The sequence below is a fragment of the Microvirga sp. M2 genome, assembly GCF_047497095.1.
GTDB lineage: Bacteria > Pseudomonadota > Alphaproteobacteria > Rhizobiales > Beijerinckiaceae > Microvirga.
Window position 1 is genome coordinate 1,309,687 of the sequence record NZ_CP134063.1, and the last position, 17,200, is coordinate 1,326,886.

20 protein-coding genes are annotated in these 17,200 nt (G+C 65.2%); 9 read left to right on the forward strand and 11 right to left on the reverse strand.

The features are described from left to right. Positions 1-5 precede the first annotated feature (5 nt). Positions 6-485, reverse strand: coding sequence for a tRNA (cytidine(34)-2'-O)-methyltransferase (locus tag RE429_RS06205; protein ID WP_414473462.1), 480 nt, complete (start codon positions 483-485; stop codon positions 6-8). Positions 486-584: 99 nt separating this feature from the next. Here RE429_RS06205 and RE429_RS06210 point away from each other — a divergent pair, with 99 nt between their 5' ends. From RE429_RS06210 to RE429_RS06235, 6 genes are all read left to right on the forward strand, one after another. Continuing rightward, complete coding sequence (locus tag RE429_RS06210) at positions 585-2,450, forward strand: ABC transporter ATP-binding protein (RefSeq protein WP_414473463.1); 1,866 nt, start codon at positions 585-587, stop codon at positions 2,448-2,450. A 193-nt stretch (positions 2,451-2,643) separates the two neighbouring features. Further along, positions 2,644-3,207 (forward strand): ubiquinol-cytochrome c reductase iron-sulfur subunit, encoded by a 564-nt coding sequence (petA, locus tag RE429_RS06215; RefSeq protein WP_414473464.1) that lies wholly within the window; start codon positions 2,644-2,646, stop codon positions 3,205-3,207. A 25-nt stretch (positions 3,208-3,232) separates the two neighbouring features. Further along, a complete protein-coding gene (locus RE429_RS06220) occupies positions 3,233-4,513 on the forward strand; it encodes a cytochrome b (protein WP_370436498.1) in 1,281 nt (426 codons plus the stop codon). Positions 4,514-4,536: 23 nt separating this feature from the next. Then, positions 4,537-5,421, forward strand: a complete 885-nt coding sequence (locus RE429_RS06225) for a cytochrome c1 (protein ID WP_414473465.1) — start codon at positions 4,537-4,539, stop codon at positions 5,419-5,421. Between the two features lie 214 nt (positions 5,422-5,635). Next, the gene (locus tag RE429_RS06230) at positions 5,636-6,247 is read left to right on the forward strand and encodes a 2'-5' RNA ligase family protein (protein WP_414473466.1); all 612 of its coding nucleotides are present in this window, start codon (positions 5,636-5,638) and stop codon (positions 6,245-6,247) included. A gap of 68 nt (positions 6,248-6,315) precedes the next feature. Beyond that, positions 6,316-7,200, forward strand: coding sequence for an S-methyl-5'-thioadenosine phosphorylase (locus RE429_RS06235; RefSeq protein WP_414473467.1), 885 nt, complete (start codon positions 6,316-6,318; stop codon positions 7,198-7,200). Here RE429_RS06235 and RE429_RS06240 read toward each other — a convergent pair. Continuing rightward, positions 7,197-7,388, reverse strand: coding sequence for a hypothetical protein (locus RE429_RS06240; RefSeq protein ID WP_414473468.1), 192 nt, complete (start codon positions 7,386-7,388; stop codon positions 7,197-7,199). The genes RE429_RS06235 and RE429_RS06240 overlap by 4 nt on opposite strands. 52 nt (positions 7,389-7,440) lie before the next feature. Here RE429_RS06240 and RE429_RS06245 point away from each other — a divergent pair, with 52 nt between their 5' ends. Together RE429_RS06245 and RE429_RS06250 are read left to right on the forward strand one after the other, a co-directional pair. Continuing rightward, on the forward strand, positions 7,441-7,986 hold the full coding sequence (locus RE429_RS06245; protein WP_414473469.1) for an adenine phosphoribosyltransferase: 546 nt from the start codon (positions 7,441-7,443) through the stop codon (positions 7,984-7,986). 13 nt (positions 7,987-7,999) lie between these two features. Continuing rightward, positions 8,000-8,581 (forward strand): HD domain-containing protein, encoded by a 582-nt coding sequence (locus RE429_RS06250; protein WP_414473470.1) that lies wholly within the window; start codon positions 8,000-8,002, stop codon positions 8,579-8,581. A gap of 89 nt (positions 8,582-8,670) precedes the next feature. Here RE429_RS06250 and RE429_RS06255 read toward each other — a convergent pair whose 3' ends face one another. Both RE429_RS06255 and nfi read right to left on the reverse strand, forming a co-directional pair. Further along, on the reverse strand, positions 8,671-9,687 hold the full coding sequence (locus tag RE429_RS06255) for a MaoC family dehydratase (RefSeq protein WP_414473471.1): 1,017 nt from the start codon (positions 9,685-9,687) through the stop codon (positions 8,671-8,673). Positions 9,688-9,840: 153 nt separating this feature from the next. Next, positions 9,841-10,518, reverse strand: a complete 678-nt coding sequence (nfi, locus tag RE429_RS06260; protein ID WP_414474137.1) for a deoxyribonuclease V — start codon at positions 10,516-10,518, stop codon at positions 9,841-9,843. Between the two features lie 166 nt (positions 10,519-10,684). On the opposite strand from nfi, the gene RE429_RS06265 reads away from it, so the two are divergent. Further along, positions 10,685-11,110 (forward strand): group III truncated hemoglobin, encoded by a 426-nt coding sequence (locus RE429_RS06265; RefSeq protein ID WP_414473472.1) that lies wholly within the window; start codon positions 10,685-10,687, stop codon positions 11,108-11,110. Positions 11,111-11,222: 112 nt separating this feature from the next. Here the strand turns inward: RE429_RS06265 and RE429_RS06270 are convergent, their stop codons facing one another. The 7 genes from RE429_RS06270 to RE429_RS06300 all read right to left on the reverse strand — a co-directional run bounded on the left by RE429_RS06270 (position 11,223) and on the right by RE429_RS06300 (position 17,180). Beyond that, the gene (locus RE429_RS06270) at positions 11,223-11,387 is read right to left on the reverse strand and encodes a hypothetical protein (RefSeq protein ID WP_414473473.1); all 165 of its coding nucleotides are present in this window, start codon (positions 11,385-11,387) and stop codon (positions 11,223-11,225) included. Between the two features lie 100 nt (positions 11,388-11,487). Then, the gene (gene ychF / locus RE429_RS06275) at positions 11,488-12,585 is read right to left on the reverse strand and encodes a redox-regulated ATPase YchF (protein ID WP_414473474.1); all 1,098 of its coding nucleotides are present in this window, start codon (positions 12,583-12,585) and stop codon (positions 11,488-11,490) included. Positions 12,586-12,630: 45 nt separating this feature from the next. Next, complete coding sequence (pth, locus tag RE429_RS06280; RefSeq protein ID WP_414473475.1) at positions 12,631-13,248, reverse strand: aminoacyl-tRNA hydrolase; 618 nt, start codon at positions 13,246-13,248, stop codon at positions 12,631-12,633. An 87-nt stretch (positions 13,249-13,335) separates the two neighbouring features. Beyond that, positions 13,336-13,950, reverse strand: a complete 615-nt coding sequence (locus tag RE429_RS06285; protein ID WP_414473476.1) for a 50S ribosomal protein L25/general stress protein Ctc — start codon at positions 13,948-13,950, stop codon at positions 13,336-13,338. A gap of 417 nt (positions 13,951-14,367) precedes the next feature. Further along, positions 14,368-15,300 (reverse strand): ribose-phosphate pyrophosphokinase, encoded by a 933-nt coding sequence (locus RE429_RS06290; protein WP_370436512.1) that lies wholly within the window; start codon positions 15,298-15,300, stop codon positions 14,368-14,370. Positions 15,301-15,455: 155 nt separating this feature from the next. Continuing rightward, positions 15,456-15,959 (reverse strand): hypothetical protein, encoded by a 504-nt coding sequence (locus RE429_RS06295; protein ID WP_414473477.1) that lies wholly within the window; start codon positions 15,957-15,959, stop codon positions 15,456-15,458. Between the two features lie 60 nt (positions 15,960-16,019). Then, on the reverse strand, positions 16,020-17,180 hold the full coding sequence (locus RE429_RS06300; protein ID WP_414473478.1) for a benzoate/H(+) symporter BenE family transporter: 1,161 nt from the start codon (positions 17,178-17,180) through the stop codon (positions 16,020-16,022). Positions 17,181-17,200: the final 20 nt, after the last annotated feature.

Below are 17,200 nucleotides of genomic sequence, written 5' to 3' on the forward strand. Positions count from 1 at the left end.
TCGCTTCACATGTCGGTTGGGGAGGGCATAGGAAAGGAGCCGGTCTGCCGCAAGGCTTCGCCGAGGATCATGGCGGCCGTGACGGCCACGTTGAGCGAGCGCATGCCCGCCTGCATCGGCACGACGATCCGGGCGTCCGCCGCCGCATGGACCTCGTCCGGCACCCCGGCGGATTCGCGGCCCACGAGGACGATGTCCTCTGGCGCGTAGCAAAAATCCGTGTAGGGCACCGCCCCCTTCGTGGTGGCGAGCACCAGCCTGCCCCGGCCCTCGCGCCGCCATTCCTCGAAGGCGCGCCAGGAGATGTGACGCGTGATCGTCACGTGATTGAGATAGTCCATGCCGGAACGGCGAAGATTGCGGTCGGACACGTCGAAGGCCGCAGGCTCGATGATCTCGACCGGCACGCCGAGGCAGGCGGCGAGGCGCAGCATGGTGCCGGTGTTCTGCGGAATGTCCGGCTGGAATATGGCAAGACGAGGCATGGCACCCTCATCGGGGCAGGCGGGCCCTACGTCAAGTGAACGCTTTCGGTCTCATGGGTGTTAAAGCAGGGGACAGGGACGAGACAATCGGGGAAGGGCATGTTCCGGTGGCTGGAAGGACGGCTGGATCCGTTTGCTCCGTTCGATGAGAACGAGACGCCGCCGAACACGGTAGGGCGCTTCATCTGGCATTATCTCAGGCCGGTCCGCTTCTGGCTCGCGGTCCTGTTCTTCGTGGCGCTGGCGGCGGGCCTGTTCGAATCGTTCCTCTACATCCTGCTGGGCTGGCTGGTGGACATCCTCGCCCGTTCCGCGCCGGACCGGATCTGGGCCGAGCACGGCACGACCCTCATGGTCATGGCGGCCCTCGTCGTTTTCGTCAGGCCCGTCCTGAGCTTCGCTCACGAGGTGGTCTCGAACCAGGTGATCATTCCCCAGAGCACCAATATGGTCCGATGGCGGACCCACGTTTATACGCTGGGCCACGCGGTGAGCTATTTCCAGGCCGATTTCGCGGGCCGTCTCGCCAACCGCGTCATGCAGGGCGGCGGGGCGATCCGCAGCATCGCCGTCGCGCTGATCGATACGCTGCTCTACGTGGCGATCTATGCGATGACGGCGCTGGGCGTCTTTTCCAGCGTCAGCCCATGGCTCGCCCTGCCCATGGGGCTCTGGATTCTCGGCTACGGGGTTCTCCTGCGCTATTTCGTGCCGCGCGCCAAGGAGCGCTCCCTCCAGGTGGCCGATACCCGTTCCGCCCTCGTGGGCCGGGTGGTGGACAGCTATACCAACATCCTGACGGTCAAGCTTTTCGCCCGGGCCGACGAGGAGCGCTCCGCCGTCCGCGAGGCCGTGCGGGCGAACACGGACGCCTTTCTGCGGTCTCTGAGACTCAATTCCGTCGTTTCGGGCATCCTTTCCGTCATGAACAGCCTGCTCCTGGCGGCGACGGGGATCCTCTCGGTCCTTCTGTGGAAGCAGGGCGCCATGACCAGCGGCGAAGCCGCCGCCGGGCTCGCCCTCGTGATGCGGGTCCTGGCCATGTCCGGCTGGGTGATGCACGAGGTGCGCGACGTCTTCGAGAATATCGGCACCGTTCAGGAAAGCATGCAGACCATCGCCCGGCCGCACGGGCTCGTCGACAGGCCCCATGCGCCGCGCCTCACGGTCGCGCGGGGCGAGATCCGGTTCGAGGGCGTCTCTTTCCATTATGGCCGGGACGAGGGCGTGATCGAGGGGCTCGACCTCACGATCCGGGCCGGGGAAAAGGTCGGGCTCGTGGGCACCAGCGGGGCGGGCAAGACCACCATCACGTCGCTTCTCCTGCGCCTGCACGACGTGGAGGAGGGGCGCATCCTCATCGACGGCCAGGACATCGCCCGGGTGTCGCAGGATTCCCTGCGCTCTTCCGTCGCCGTGGTCACCCAGGACACGTCGCTTCTTCACCGCTCGATCCGGGATAACATCGCCTATGGACGCCCGGGGGCCGCGGACGGGGAAATCCTGGAGGCGGCGCGCCTCGCCCACGCCCACGACTTCATCATGGGGCTCGAGGATCACCGGGGGCGGCGCGGCTACGACGCCCATGTGGGCGAGCGCGGCGTGAAGCTCTCCGGCGGCCAGCGCCAGCGCATCGCCATTGCCCGGGTCATCCTGAAGAACGCTCCGATCCTGGTGCTGGACGAGGCGACCTCGGCCCTCGATTCCGAGGTCGAGGCGGCGATCCAGGAGTCGCTGTCCACTCTCATGCGGAGCAAGACGGTGCTGGCCATCGCCCACCGCCTCTCCACCATCGCGGCCCTCGACCGCCTCATCGTCCTGGAGAAGGGGCGGATCGTGGAGGAGGGGACCCATGCGCAGCTCCTTCGGGCCGGCGGAATCTATGCCAGGCTCTGGCAGCGCCAATCGGGCGGCTTCCTGGGGGCGGGGGAGCGCGAGGAGGCCACGGAAGCGGTGTCTTTCTAGGGAAACAGGCTGGAACATCTCCAATCCGCCTATGGACAGGCGGGCTTGGCCGTGCCAAAGAGCCACCGCGCGGCGACTCCCAGTCGCATTGCGTGCGCGTTGACGCGTATGCTTGTTCCTTCAACCTGGAACCGGCGTGCCGAATGTCTTGATTTGCAAGGCATTGCAGATGCGCGGTTCTCGTTTTTGATCAATGCTGGAGAGCCAAGTGGCCGAGACCACCACTCATGTCGCTGAGCCGACACGGCGCGATTTCCTTTACATCGCCACGGGCGCGGCTGCCGCTGTCGGCGGAGCAACCCTGGTATGGCCCTTCATCCAGTCTCTGGCGCCCGACGCGGCGACTGAGGCCGCCGGCGCCCCCGTCGAAGTGGACCTGTCCCCGATCGCCGAAGGGCAGATCGTGAAGGTCTTCTGGCGCGGCAAGCTGATCTTCATCCGGCACCGCACGCCCGAAGAGATCAAGGCCGCTCAGGACGTGAACGTGACGTCCCTGCGCGATCCGCAGCCCGATTCCGCTCGCGTGAAGTCGGGCCACGATCAATGGCTCATCGTCTACGGCAACTGCACCCATCTGGGCTGCGTGCCGCTCGGCCAGCAGGGCGAATACCATGGCTGGTTCTGCCCGTGCCACGGTTCGATCTTCGACACGTCTGGCCGCGTGCGCGGTGGTCCGGCGCCGATCAATCTGCCGATTCCGCCCTATTCCTTCGCGTCCGATACGAAGATCGTGATCGGCCAAGAGGCCACGGCGTAACCCAAGCGACGATCAGGCGATAATTATGAGCGAACACTCCACAACTTACGTTCCCAAGAGCGCCTTCGGTAAGTGGTTCGAAAGCCGCTTGCCCATCGCTGGCCTCATCCACTCCTCGTTCATCGCGTTTCCGGTGCCGCGGAACCTGACCTATTTCTGGACCTTCGGTGCCATCCTGGTCTTCATGCTCGTCTCGCAGATCGTGACGGGCGTGTTCCTGGCCATGTACTATACGCCGAATGCGGCCCTGGCCTTCCAGTCGGTCGAGCACATCATGCGCGACGTGAACTACGGATGGCTCATCCGCTATCTCCACGCCAACGGCGCGTCGATGTTCTTCGTCGCCGTCTACGTGCACATCTTCCGCAACTTCTACTACGGCTCCTACAAGGCGCCGCGCGAAGTCCTCTACATCCTGGGCGTGATCATCTTCCTCCTGATGATGGCGACCGCCTTCATGGGCTACGTGCTTCCGTGGGGCCAGATGAGCTTCTGGGGCGCCACCGTGATCACGAACCTCTTCTCGGCGGTTCCGGGCGTCGGCGAGACGATCGTGCACTATCTCTGGGGCGGCTACTCGGTGGGCAACCCGACCCTCAACCGCTTCTTCTCCCTGCATTACCTGCTGCCCTTCATGATCGTGGGCGTCGTGATCCTGCACGTCTGGGCGCTGCACGTGCCGGGCCAGAACAACCCGACGGGCATTCCGATCAAGTCGGGCAAGGACGCGGTTCCGTTCACGCCCTACGCGACGATCAAGGACATCTTCGCCGTCGTCGTGTTCATGCTCTTCTTCGCATGGTGGGTGTTCTATCTGCCGAACTATCTCGGCCACGCGGACAACTACATCCCGGCCAATCCCGCCGTGACGCCCGCGCACATCGTTCCCGAATGGTACTTCCTGCCCTTCTACGCGATCCTGCGCGCCATCCCCGACAAGCTCGGCGGCGTCATCGCCATGATCTCCGCCATCCTGATCTGGTGCTTCATGCCCTGGCTCGACACCTCCAAGGTGCGCTCCACGGCCTACCGCCCGCTCTACAAGCAGTTCTTCTGGCTGTTCGTGGTGGTCTGCATCGTGCTCGGCTGGCTGGGCTCCCGTCCCGCCGAGGGCTGGTACGTGGTCGCCTCGCAGATCTGCACCGTGTACTACTTCGCCCACTTCCTGATCGTTCTGCCGGTGCTCGGCTTCGTCGAGCGTCCGCTGCCCCTGCCGAATTCGATCCTCGAATCCGTCATGGGCGTCCAGAAAGGCGGAGCCGGCATGCCGGCCGGCGCCAATGCCGCACCGCACTCCAAGGGCTGATGCGAGAGCTGGGGAAAGATAAAATGATGAAGCGTACTCTTCTCATCGCCGCAGCCGTTCTCGGCTTCTCAGGCAGCGCTTTCGCTGCCGGCGAGACCCCGGTCCCGCCGCCGCAGAAGTGGAGCTTCGCGGGTCCGTTCGGCACGTTCGACAGGGCTCAGCTGCAGCGCGGCTTCAAGGTCTATCGCGAGGTCTGCGCCTCCTGCCACAGCCTGAGCTACGTGGCCTTCCGCAACCTCTCCGAGGAGGGCGGCCCGGAATTCTCCGAGGCGCAGGTCAAGGCGCTCGCGGCCGAATACCAGGTCACGGACGGACCGAACGAGGCCGGCGACATGTTCCAGCGCCCCGGCCGTCCGGCCGACCGCTTCCCGGCTCCGTTCCCGAACGAGAACGCGGCTGCGGCGGCGAACGGCGGAAAGGCCCCGCCGGACCTGTCCCTGATGCCGAAAGCCCGGACCTACGAGCGCGGCTTCCCCTGGTTCATCCTCGACGTGTTCCGTCAGTATTCGGAGAACGGCGCCGACTACATGGTCGCGCTGCTCAACGGCTACGAGGAACCGCCGGCCGGCTTCCAGATGCCCGAAGGTGGTCACTACAACCACTATTATCCGGGCCACGTGATCGCCATGCCGAAGCCGATCAGCGACGGTCAGGTCGAGTATCCGAAGAACGAGGCGGGTCAGCCGCAGGCGCCGGAGACGGTGGATCAATACGCGAAGGACGTGACGGCGTTCCTCACCTGGACGGCCGAACCGCACCTCGAGGCCCGCAAGCGCCTCGGCTTCCAGGTCATGCTGTTCCTGCTCGTCCTGTCCGGCCTGCTCTACTTCACGAAGAAGAAGATCTGGGCCCGGGTGGGCGGCGAGGTCGACGGCTACGCCACCCCGCCGATGACCCACAATCCCTGACGATCAAAGGCCCCGGTTTCCGGGGCCTTTTTCTTTCCGGGTCACGTCCCGCCGGGTCCGCATCAAACGACGCGCTCCTCCAGGAAGGGAGCATCGGATGCAATCCCAAAAACGGAGCCCACTTTTGGATCCGATGCTTCAACATTCAGATCCTGAGCATCTTTTCACGCAGAACCGGTTTCCACTTTTGCGCTCGATGCTCTAAGCCCTCGCCATGCTGCAGACCATCGCCGACGACATCTGGGGCCGGCCGTGCCTCGCCTATCACGTCCAGCCCGACCTCTCGCCCAGGACGCAGGATTGCCTTGCCCAGCTTCAGACGGCGATCGCCGAGCGCTGGCCCGTTCCGCTCTTCCTCACGCCGCCCGAGGCCCTGCACGTGACCCTCTATGCCCTGGTTCAGGTGAAGGACCGGTACGACAAGGAGGGATACTGGGCCGCCATCGCCGAAAACTGCCGCGCCCTGATCGAGGAGCTTTGCCGAGGGCACCGCCCGCTGGAGCTGCGCTTTTCCCGATTGAAGGTCACCGATACGGCGATCATCGCCATCGCGACGGACGAGACCGGCCTGATCGACAGGATCCGCCACGCCATTGCGGAAGAGATTCCCCCGCCGCCCGGCCTCGGGCCCGTTCGCTACAACCTCATCCACACGACCCTCGCGCGCTACCGCACGGCCGACGCGGTGCCGGACGCGGCAGTCAGGGCCGTCGAGGCCGTTCCGGTCTCGGTCGCGGCGCCCGTCGAGCGCCTCAAGATCATCCGCGAGACCCTCTTTCCCTGCCGGGCCATAGACGAGATCCATTCCTTTCCCTTCCCCCGGTAACACCCATTGGGTTCTCGCCCGTCCGCCGCTATGGTTTCGGGCAATTGCGACGGGAAGGGCGGGGCAGGATGACGAAGGCGGTTCTGGGGATCATCGGCGGATCGGGGGTCTATGATCTTCCCGGGATCGAGGACGTGCAGGAATGGCGCATCGGCTCTCCCTGGGGCGAGCCCTCGGAGGTGCTGCGCAAGGGTCGGATCGGCGGCACGGATGTCATCTTCCTGCCCCGCCATGGCCGCGGCCATCGCCTCTCGCCTTCGGACATCGATTATCGCGCCAATATCGACATCATGAAACGGGCAGGAGTGACGGACCTGATCTCCGTCTCGGCCTGCGGCTCCTTCCGGCAGGAGTATTATCCCGGGTTCTTCGTGCTGGTGGATCAGTATGTGGACCGCACGTACAGGCGCGAAGCCTCGTTCTTCGGCCGGGGATGCGTGGCCCATGTGCCGATGGCGCATCCTGTCGGCCCGCTGCTGCAGCAGCGGATCGCCCGCGCGGCCGCGGCCGAGGAGGTCCCGCATGCCGTCGGCGGCACGCTCGTGTGCATCGAAGGACCGCAATTCTCGACCTATGCCGAATCCGTCACCTACAAGGAGCTCGGCTACGACGTGATCGGCATGACGGCCATGCCCGAGGCCAAGCTCGCCCGCGAGGCCGAGATCACCTACGCGACCATCGCCATGGTGACCGATTACGATTGCTGGCATCCCGAGCACGACAGCGTCGACGTGGCGTCCGTGGTCGCGGTCGCGAAGCGCAACGCCGCGAGGGTGGCCAATCTGATCGCCCGCATCGCCCGGGACTTCCCGGCCGAGCACGAGCCGTGTCCCGTGGGATCCGACCGGGCGCTCGACGGCGCCATCATGACGGCTCCCTCGGCGTGCGATCCCGAACTTCTGAAGAAGCTCGACGCGGTGGCGGGCAGGGTCCTGAAGTCACCGGGGATTTAGAGCATCATCCAGCCCATGTGACCGACGCCGAAGACCGCCCCGAGGATCCAGCCGATGACGGCCAGGATGAAGCCGACGATGATGGCGGCCGGGATGACGGCGAGTGAGGCCTTGACGAAGAAGAGAACAAGGCTTCCAAAGGGGATGTCGATGTCGGTCAGAACGGTTCGAGAGGGTTGTTCGGCCATTGCAGGGCTCCTCTGAAAACCTCATTTCTTCCCACCTATGGCAGGCTCACACATGGACCAGCGTCTCCTCACCGACCTTAAAGCAGCGATCCGCTCGATTCCGGACTATCCCAAGCCCGGCATCGTGTTTCGCGACATCACGACCCTTCTCGGCGATGCGCGCGCCTTCCGCCGCGCCGTCGATGAGCTGGTCCATCCCTTCGCGGGCGGCCGCGTCGACAAGGTCGCCGGCATCGAGGCGCGCGGGTTCATCCTCGGCGGGGCCATCGCCCATCAGCTCTCCTCGGGCTTCGTGCCGATCCGCAAGAAGGGCAAGCTTCCTCACGAGACGGTGCGCATCGCCTATTCACTGGAATACGGCGTGGACGAGATGGAAATCCATACCGACGCCATCGGGCAGGGCGAGCGCGTGATCCTCGTGGACGATCTGATCGCCACGGGCGGGACGGCGGTCGCTGCGACCCGGCTTCTTCGTCAGATCGGAGCCCAGATCGTGGCGGCCTGCTTCGTCATCGACCTGCCCGATCTCGGCGGCGCCGCGAAGCTGCGCGACCTCGGCGTCGAAGTGCGCAGCCTCGTGAGTTTCGAGGGACACTAGAGGGGCATCGTCGATGCCGGGCGACCGTATCCTCGGAGCGCTGCGATTCCTGAAGGAGGCGGAGCGGCTCAAGAGCACGCTGCGCAGCGGCTATACCTCCACGGGCCGCCCGGAGAGCGTGGCCGAACACACGTGGCGCCTTTGCCTCATGGCGCTCGTTCTCGCGGACGAGTTCGAGGGCATCGATGCCCTGCGCCTCATCAAGCTCTGCATCGTCCACGACCTCGGCGAGGCGCTGAGCGGGGACATCCCGGCCGTCATGCAGACGGACGCCATGAACAAATCCGCTCGCGAAAGGGCGGACCTGGAAGAGCTGACCGAGGCGCTCGATCCGGCAAAGCGCATGGAGATCCTGTCATTGTGGGAGGAATACGAGGCCGCCGCCACGCCCGAGGCCGTTCTCGCCAAGGGCCTCGACAAGCTGGAGACGATCCTGCAGCACGTTCAGGGGCAAAATCCCGCGGATTTCGATTACGCGTTCAATCTCGGCTATGGGCAAAAACAGACCTCGGCCCATCCGCTGCTGGCCGAGATCCGGGCTCTGCTCGACAAGGAGACGCGAGCGAGGGCGGAGGCTTCAGGATCCGGTCGCTGATTGGAGGCAGGATGATTTCGAGCGCTCGCCGTCTTCTTTCGAAACGGCGTGCGCATGAAATTTTATCCTGCCCGGATGGCGCGTGAGCCTCAGGGCCGCCGTTCCCAGAACACCATGCCCTCGAAGGAGAAGACCTCCTCTCCATGCTGGTTCGTGGCGCTGTTGTGATAGAACACGAGGCCCCAGCCGGGGCGGGAATTCGACACGCGCTTGCCCGTCACCGTGGAGCGGTAGGTGAGGGTATCCCCCGCATAGGCGGGCTTCAGCCATTTGAGGTCGGTGAAGCCCGGGGAGGGGCCGAGTCTCGCGGGCCGCGCGCCGTGCGACAGCGCATTCGCGCGGATGCGGTTGCGATACTCCACCATCAGCTTCATCCAGATGCTCGCCGTATGCCAGCCGGAAGCGCAGAGAGCGCCGAACAGGCTCTCCTTCGCGGCATGCGCATCCACATGGAAGCGTTGCGGATCGAACTGCCTGGCGAAGCGGACGATGTCGTCGGGCTCGAAGGTGTAGGACCCCAGCTCCTCCGCCTCGCCGATCACGAGATCCTCGAAATAGGGGTTCGAAGAGATATGCGGCAGCTCCCGTTTCGGCGTGTGGTCCGGCATGGCCGAGGCCTCGGCCGCAAGGACGCTGCGGCCGGATCCCTTGACGGGTTCGGAATCGCGACGCCCGAACATGACCCAGTTCTTCTGGGTGAACACGGTCTCATCGGCCTGGTTGAGCATTTCGAAGCCGAAGCGCACGAGCCCGATGGACGGACGGCTCTTCGAGGGCCTGCTCTCGAGGACCGTCATGCGCGAGCGCAGCGTGTCGCCGGGCCGCACGGGCTTGAGCCACTTCACTTCCTCGATGCCGGGCGAGCCCATGGAGGCGGAATCCAGGATCATCCCGTCCGCGAGCAGACGCATGTTGATGCAGCAGGTGTGCCAGCCCGAGGCGATCAGCGTGCCGACGAAGCTGTCCTTGGCGGCGATCTCGTCCACGTGGAAGGGCTGGGCATCGTATTCCCGCGCGAAGGCGAGCAGCGCCTCCTTCGTGACGGTATAGGGGCCGAGCATCTGCGCGGAGCCGGGCGTGAAGTCTTCGAAAGCGTAACGAGGCATGGCGTGATCTATGCGGTTTCCCGGCGCTTCGCTAGAGCATCGGACCCAAAAGTGGAACCCACTTTTGGGATTGGATCCGATGCTCCCTCCTTGGAAAGAGCGCATCGTTCCTGCGAAAAACCGGGGCCGCTTTTTCGCACGATGCGCTCGCGCTCAGACCGGGAGCGGGCTGAATTGTCCGGCCGCGTTGTGCGCCAGGCGGATCGGTTCGGGCAAGCGATACTTTGGAGAACAGCGCAGCACGAGCTCGGCGGCGGTCGGGATATCGGCCAGATGTCCGGGCGAGATGAACATCGGGTTCTTGGCCGTGCGGGTGCGCAGGGCAACGCCGATGGTCTCCTTTTTGTCGATGAGGGGGGCTGCCGACCCCTTCTCCTGGCCGAGATCCTTGTAGCGGCCGCACAGGAGGGTCTTGCCGCAGCCGACGGTGGGTCGCTGCAGCCACAGGCCCATATGGCTGGCGATGCCGATGCGGCGGGGATGGGCGATTCCCATGCCGTCGAACAGGAAGACGTCCGGCTCCGACTTCAGCTTCTCGAACGCCTCCTCCAGCACCGGCCCCTCGCGGAAGCTCAACAGGCCCGGCACATAGGGAAACGGAGTCGGGCGCTGGGCGAGGACCGTCTCAACGAGCAGAAAACCCGGATAGGTGACGACCACGATGGCGGCCTGGGATTGCTCGTTCTTCACGCTCACGTCCACACCGGCCACGACCTTGACCGCATCGAGGTCGATGGGGCGGTCCGACACGACCTCCCGCCTCAGCTCCTGCTGAAGGGCGATGGCCTCGGACGGGGAGAGATTCCAGGAGTGACGGTGATGAAGCTGCATGGGATGACGGGAACGGGCTGTCAGGCTCAACGCTCAATCTGGATGAACGATCCGTTCCGTGGCATGCAATGGCCTCAACTCAGGAATGACCCGGATGGCATTCCACCGCAATCATACCCATAAATTCGGTCAAGCCGTTTGCAAGAGAGATCGAAGCGAGATCACATTGGCCTCCCGTCCCACCACCATCCGCAGCATCCCCATCATCACGCCCGCCGAGGGCGTGACGGAGGAGATGATTCGCGAGCTTGTCGTTACGTTCTATGACCGTGTCCTGCGCGATCCCGAGCTCGGTCCGATCTTTCACGGGGCCCTGTCGGGCCGGTGGAGCGAGCATCTGGCGATCATGGTGGATTTCTGGTCCTCGATCGTCCTGAGGACGGCGCGCTACAGCGGCAAGCCGCAAGCGGCTCATGCCGCCATGGACCTGACCCCCGAGCTGTTTACGCGCTGGCTCGACCTGTTCGGGGAGACGGCGCGCGAGATCCTCGAGCCCGATGTGGCGGAGTTCTTCGTCAGCCGTGCGCAGCGCATCGCGGAGAGCCTGCAGATCGGGCTCGGAATCGGCCCGAAGGCCCTGCGCCTGCCGTAGGATGTCAGCGCATCGTCCGGCCCTTCGGGTCCGCTCGAACGATGCGCTCATCTAAGAAGGGAGCATCGGATCGAATCCCAAAAGTGCAAATCCACTTTTCACGTCCGATGCTCTAGCGCTCCCACCATTCCAGATCGTCCGCGGCCGTTTTCGGCAGGAAGGACGAAATGGCGATCATGGCGAGGCCGCAGGCCACGAGCACGGCGACGAAGAACTCGGCGCTGCCGAGGCCCGGCGAAACGAGTGTTGAAATGATTGTCCCAAAGGTGTCCTGCATCGACCCGACCTCCATGCCGGACATGAAAGCAGAAACGTCCTGAACGGCTCGAAAAGCGTCCGTTCAGGTTTCCGACAGAATTTGGCTTTGCGGCCCGGGTTCAGGTGTTGAAGCGGAAGTGCATGACGTCGCCATCCTGGACGGGATAGTCCTTGCCTTCCAGGCGCAGCTTGCCCGCATCGCGCGCGCCCGCCTCGCCCTTGAGCGACACGTAGTCGGCATAGGCGATGGTCTCGGCGCGGATGAAGCCCTTCTCGAAATCCGTATGGATCACGCCGGCGGCCCCAGGCGCCCGCGTCCCCTTGGTGATCGTCCAGGCGCGGGCCTCCTTCGGGCCGACCGTGAAGTAGGTGATGAGGCCGAGCAGCTCGTAGCCCGCGCGGATCACCCGGTTGAGGCCCGGCTCCTCGAGGCCCACGGCGTCGAGATAATCCTTCTGGTCCTCGGCCGGCAGAACCGCGATCTCGCTCTCGATCTTGGCCGAGACCACGACCGCCTTGGCGCCTTCTTCTTTGGCGCGCTCGAAGACCTTGCCGGAGAATTCGTTGCCCTTGTCGGCGGAGCCTTCCTCCACGTTGCACACGTAGAGAACCGGCTTCGAGGACAGGAGGCCGAGCATCTGGAACAGGCGCTCCTCCTCGACCTTCCGCTCCACCAGGCGGGCGGGCTTGCCCTCGCGCAGCAGGGGCAGGGTCCGGTTGACGAGGTCGAGCGTCTCCTTGGCTTCCTTGTCGTTGCCCTTGGCCTTCTTCTCGAGGGCCGTGACGCGCTTCTCGAGGCTGTCGAGGTCGGCCAGCATCAGCTCCGTCTCGATGGTCTCGATGTCGGCGATGGGGTCGATCTTGCCCTCGACATGGGTGATGTCCGTGTCCTCGAAGCAGCGCACCACATGGGCGATGGCATCCACTTCGCGGATATTGGCCAGGAACTGGTTGCCGAGGCCCTCGCCGCGGGACGCGCCGCGCACGAGGCCGGCGATGTCCACGAAGGTGAGGCGGGTCGGAATGATCTGGGCCGAACCGGCGATTCCCGCGAGCTGGTCGAGCCGCTCGTCCGGCACGGCCACGTCGCCCACGTTGGGCTCGATGGTGCAGAACGGATAGTTCGCGGCCTGCGCGGCGGCGGTCTGCGTCAGCGCGTTGAAGAGGGTGGACTTGCCTACGTTCGGCAGGCCGACGATGCCCATCTTGAAGCCCATGGCCTCACTCCTTGTCGATAGCCGGCCCAGGGCCGGCGTGAATTCCTATTTGTCGGCGGCCTTTTCTCCGGGCCGCTTCACGTCGATCCACCCCTTCGCCTCCATGGCGAGGTGGATCCTGTTCTGAAAGCTCCCGTCCTCACCTTTGGCCAGGAGGGCGGCGTTGTCGGCAATGGCGCGGCACAGATCCTCGACCCACGGCTCCTCGCTCTTGCCGAAATCGCCGAGCACATGGCCCTGCACGAGGGCCTTATGGCCGGGATGGCCGATGCCGAGCCGCACGCGGCGGTATTCGTTGCCGCAATGGGCCGAGATCGAGCGCAGGCCGTTATGGCCCGCATTGCCGCCGCCGATCTTCACCCGCAGCTTGGCGGGCGGCAGATCGAGCTCGTCGTAGAAGACCGTGACGTCCCGAAGCGGGATCTTGAAGAAGTTCTGGGCTTCTCCCACCGACTGGCCGGACAGGTTCATGTAGGTCTGCGGCTTGATGAGCAGCACCTTCTCGCCGCCGATCACCACATCCGCGGCCTCGGCGTGAAAGCGCTTGCGCCAGGGGCCCGCATTGTGCGCGCGCGCAATCTCGTCCACCGCCATGAAACCGATATTGTGGCGGTTTCTAGCGTAGCGGGAACCGGGATTGCCAAGGCCGACGAAAAGACGCATCGCTCAGGTATTCTCATAAGAAACGCTCCGGCCTTGCGGTCGGAGCGTTGAAGCCGGTCAATGGGCTCGAACGCCCCATGAGGCCGATCAGGCGGCGGGGGTGGCTTCGGCGGCCGGAGCCGCTTCCTCTTCCTTCAGGCCGGTCGGGGCCACGACGGTGACGAGGGTGAGGTTCTCGGTGGAGGCCGCCTTGACGCCGTTCGGCAGCTTGACGTCGTTGAGGTGGACCGAGGCGCCGATGTTGAGGCCCTCGACCGAAGCCTCGACGAAGTCCGGGATCGCGTCGGGCGAAACCTGAAGCTCAACCGAGTGCTCGACGATCTGGACCGTGCCGCCGCGCTTCACGCCCGGGGACTTCTCCTGGCCGACCACGTGGACCGGAACCACGACCTTGATGGTCTGGCCGGCGGCGACGCGGAAGAAGTCGACGTGAAGGGGGAAGTCCTTCACCGGGTCGAGCTGGTAGTCGCGCGGGATCGCGCGCACCGTCTTGCCGTCCACGTCGATGTCGAAGATCGTCGTGAGGAAGTGACCGGCGAAGATCAGCTGCTTGGTCTGGTTGAAGTCGAGGGAGATCGCCTGGGCCGGCTGACCGGCTCCGTAGATGACGGCGGGAACTTGGCCTTGGCGACGAACGGCCCGGGCGGCCCCCTTGCCGGCCCGGTCGCGCGCCACGGCCTTGATTTGCTTTACTTCGCTCATGGTCGTGGTCCTTTGAAATGGGTTGAAAAACCGATGGCCGCCTGAAGGCGGCCATGAGGTTCGCGCCCGTGCCTCCAAGGGTGTCGAGCGGGCGCGAGGCGGCTTATAGGGGAATGCGCGCAAAAATGCAACGGAACCGGCCAGCGCCGATTCCGGTCCGATCGACAGGCCCACGGCGCGAATTGCGCCGGCCCAGGGTCGGTTATGGATCTCGCGCCGTCATGCCTGAGCCGTTTTATGCCCGAGCCGTTTTCCAGCCTGGCGCATCGTGCGAAAAAGTGGCCCCGGTTTTTTGCGAGGACGATGCGCTCTTTCCAGGAAGGGAGCATCGGCGTCGGCGATCCGGCGCCATTGAAAAGGGCGCAGCCCAGTTTCTCTGAGCCGCGCCCGGAACAGGCCTTAGGAAGGCGCTTTCGCTTAATCGAACAGGCTCGACACGGAGCTTTCAGTGGCCGTGCGGCCGATGGCCTCGCCCATGAGGGGGGCGATGCTGATGACCCGGATGTTGTGGGCGACCTTCACGGCCTCGGTCGGCATGATGGAATCGGTGATGACCAGTTCCTTGAGCCTGGAGCCGGCGATGCGGGACACGGCTCCGCCCGAAAGAACGCCATGGGTGATGTAGGCATAGACTTCCTTCGCGCCCTTGGCGAGAAGAGCATCGGCGGCATTGACCAGGGTGCCGCCGGAATCGACGATATCGTCGACCAGGATGCAGGAGCGGCCGGCCACGTCGCCGATGATGTTCATGACCTCGGATTCGCCCGGGCGCTCGCGGCGCTTGTCGACGATGGCGAGGGGCGCATCGATGCGCTTGGCCAGCGCACGGGCGCGCACCACGCCGCCCACGTCGGGCGAAACCACCATGCGGTTGCCGCCGTCGAGCCGCTCCTTGATGTCGCGGGCCAGCGTCGGGGCCGCGAACAGGTTGTCGGTCGGGATGTCGAAGAAGCCCTGGATCTGACCGGCGTGAAGGTCGAGGGTCAGAACGCGGTCGACGCCCGCATGGGTGATGAGATTGGAGACGAGCTTGGCCGAGATCGGCGTGCGGGCGGCGGGCTTACGGTCCTGGCGGGCGTAGCCGAAATAGGGGATCACCGCCGTGATGCGGCGCGCCGAGGCGCGGCGGAGCGCATCGGTGATGATCAGCAGTTCCATCAGATGGTCGTTCGTGGGGAACGAGGTCGACTGGATGATGAACACGTCCTCGCCGCGCACATTCTCCTGAATTTCGACGAACACTTCCATGTCGGCGAAACGCTTCACCTGGGCCTTGGCCAGCGGAACGTTGAGATAGGCGGCGATGGCCTCGGCCAGCGGACGGTTGGAATTTCCCGCAACGAGCTTCATGCAAGCAACTTTAGCTATGAGTGACCTGTCGAGCCCGCTGCGCAGGGTTGAACCATCTGCGCGGTCAGGCGGAAGGCTCTTAGCAGCGATATCAAACCGTCACAATACGAGTCGTGCTGCTTAAAGTGCCGCAATGGCGGGTTGCGGCCATGCGGTCACTGCAATGCAACAGGGTTTTCGTCGTCCGAAACCTCGGCCGTCTGGACGGATTTCGAGGCGCTCAGGAATTCCGCGATCTCGTCCATGCTGGATTGAGCGAGCTTGGCGAGGGCTTCCTTGTCGATGGCCGAGATCGACCCGGACGCCAGCGTGATGGGGCGCGATCCCTCGAGCCTCTTGGCGCGGCGCTTCTGGGCGTCGAAGACGTCCCAGACATAGGAGACCTTGGTCTCTCCATCTTCCGTCGCGGTGGAGATATAGCCGCGGACCCGGAAGCGGGCCTCCGTTCCGGAGCCGACCAGATCGACCTTGCGCTCGGAGGCCGCGGTCGAGAGTTCTCCCAGAAGGGCGGTCTGGACCGGAGCGGGAGCGCCGTCGATGCTCTCGACCGCCACCGGCACGCCTTCCGGCGAGCCGCCCATGAGCGAGCCCTGGCACGCGGCCAGGGCCGCCGTCATCGCCATCGCGGCGAGCCGCCCCCAATATCTCGTCCCGGCCATGAAGGCTCCCGTTTTCACTCGGTAACGAAATGTTAATCGTAACGGGAGCCGCCGTCCAGATCAGCCAAGCTTGCGCAGGTGGATGACGAGGGCATCGAGGGCGAGGGCGACGAGGCCCGCGGCCAATCCCCAGAACGCCGAGCCGATGCCGTAGAGGGTCAGGCCCGAAGCCGTCACCGCCAGGGTCAGCACGGCGGGAAAACGCTTGGCCTCTTCGGAGAGGGCCGAGCTCAGGGAGCCCGCGAAGGCGCCCATCAGGGCCAGTCCCGCGACGGTCTTGATGAGCTCGGGAGGCAGCGCGGCGATCAGGCCGATGAGCGCGGCGCTGAAGGCCGCGAAGGCCAGATAGCTCAACGTGTAGAACGGCCCGACCATCCAGCGCTTGGCCGGATCGGGATGCGTGTCGGGCCCGGTGCAGATCGCCGCCGAGATGGCCGCGAGATTGCTGGTATGGGCTCCGAACAGGGCCGTCACCATGGAGGCGAGCCCGGTCACGGCGAGGATCGGGCGGGTCGGAGGCGTGTAGCCGGAGGCGCGCAGCACCGCGAAGCCCGGCAGGTTCTGGGACGCCATGGTCACGAGGAACAGGGGCAGGCCGAGGCCGATGAGGGCGGTCGGTTCGAAGGCCGGGGCGATGAAGGTCAGGGACGAGAGGCTGAAATCGGACGCGAGGGGGTGGGCCGATCCGCCCCCGAAGGCGATCCCGAGGCCCACGAACAGCACCGCCAGCACGGCAATCGCCGGGTTGAACAGCCGGGCGACGAGGAACAGGCCGACCAGGGGCAGGACGAGGCCGGGCGCGCCCTGCGCGCTCTCGAACACGGCCATGACGAAGCGGATCAGGACGCCCGCCAGCATGGCGGCGGCGATCGAGGTCGGGATCTTCTCGATCAGCCGGCCGAACGGCTTGATGAAGGCCGCCAGCACGATGAGGAGACCGGTCAGCAGGAAGCAGCCCACGGCCGCGTGAATGGATATGCCGCTGGAGGCCGCGATCAGCGCGGCGCCGGGCGTCGACCAGGCGGTGACCACCGGCATCCGGTAGCGGACGCTCAGGTAGCCGCTCGTGGCCGCCATGGACAGGCACAGGGCCGCGACCCAGGACGAGGTCTGCGCCGCATCCGCCCCGACCGCCTGGGCCGCCGCGATGATGATGGCGATCGTGCTGCCGAAGCCCACGAGGGCCGCGACGACGGCGGACGTGACGATGGACAGGCGCATGCCGGGCTCCCGATGTAACA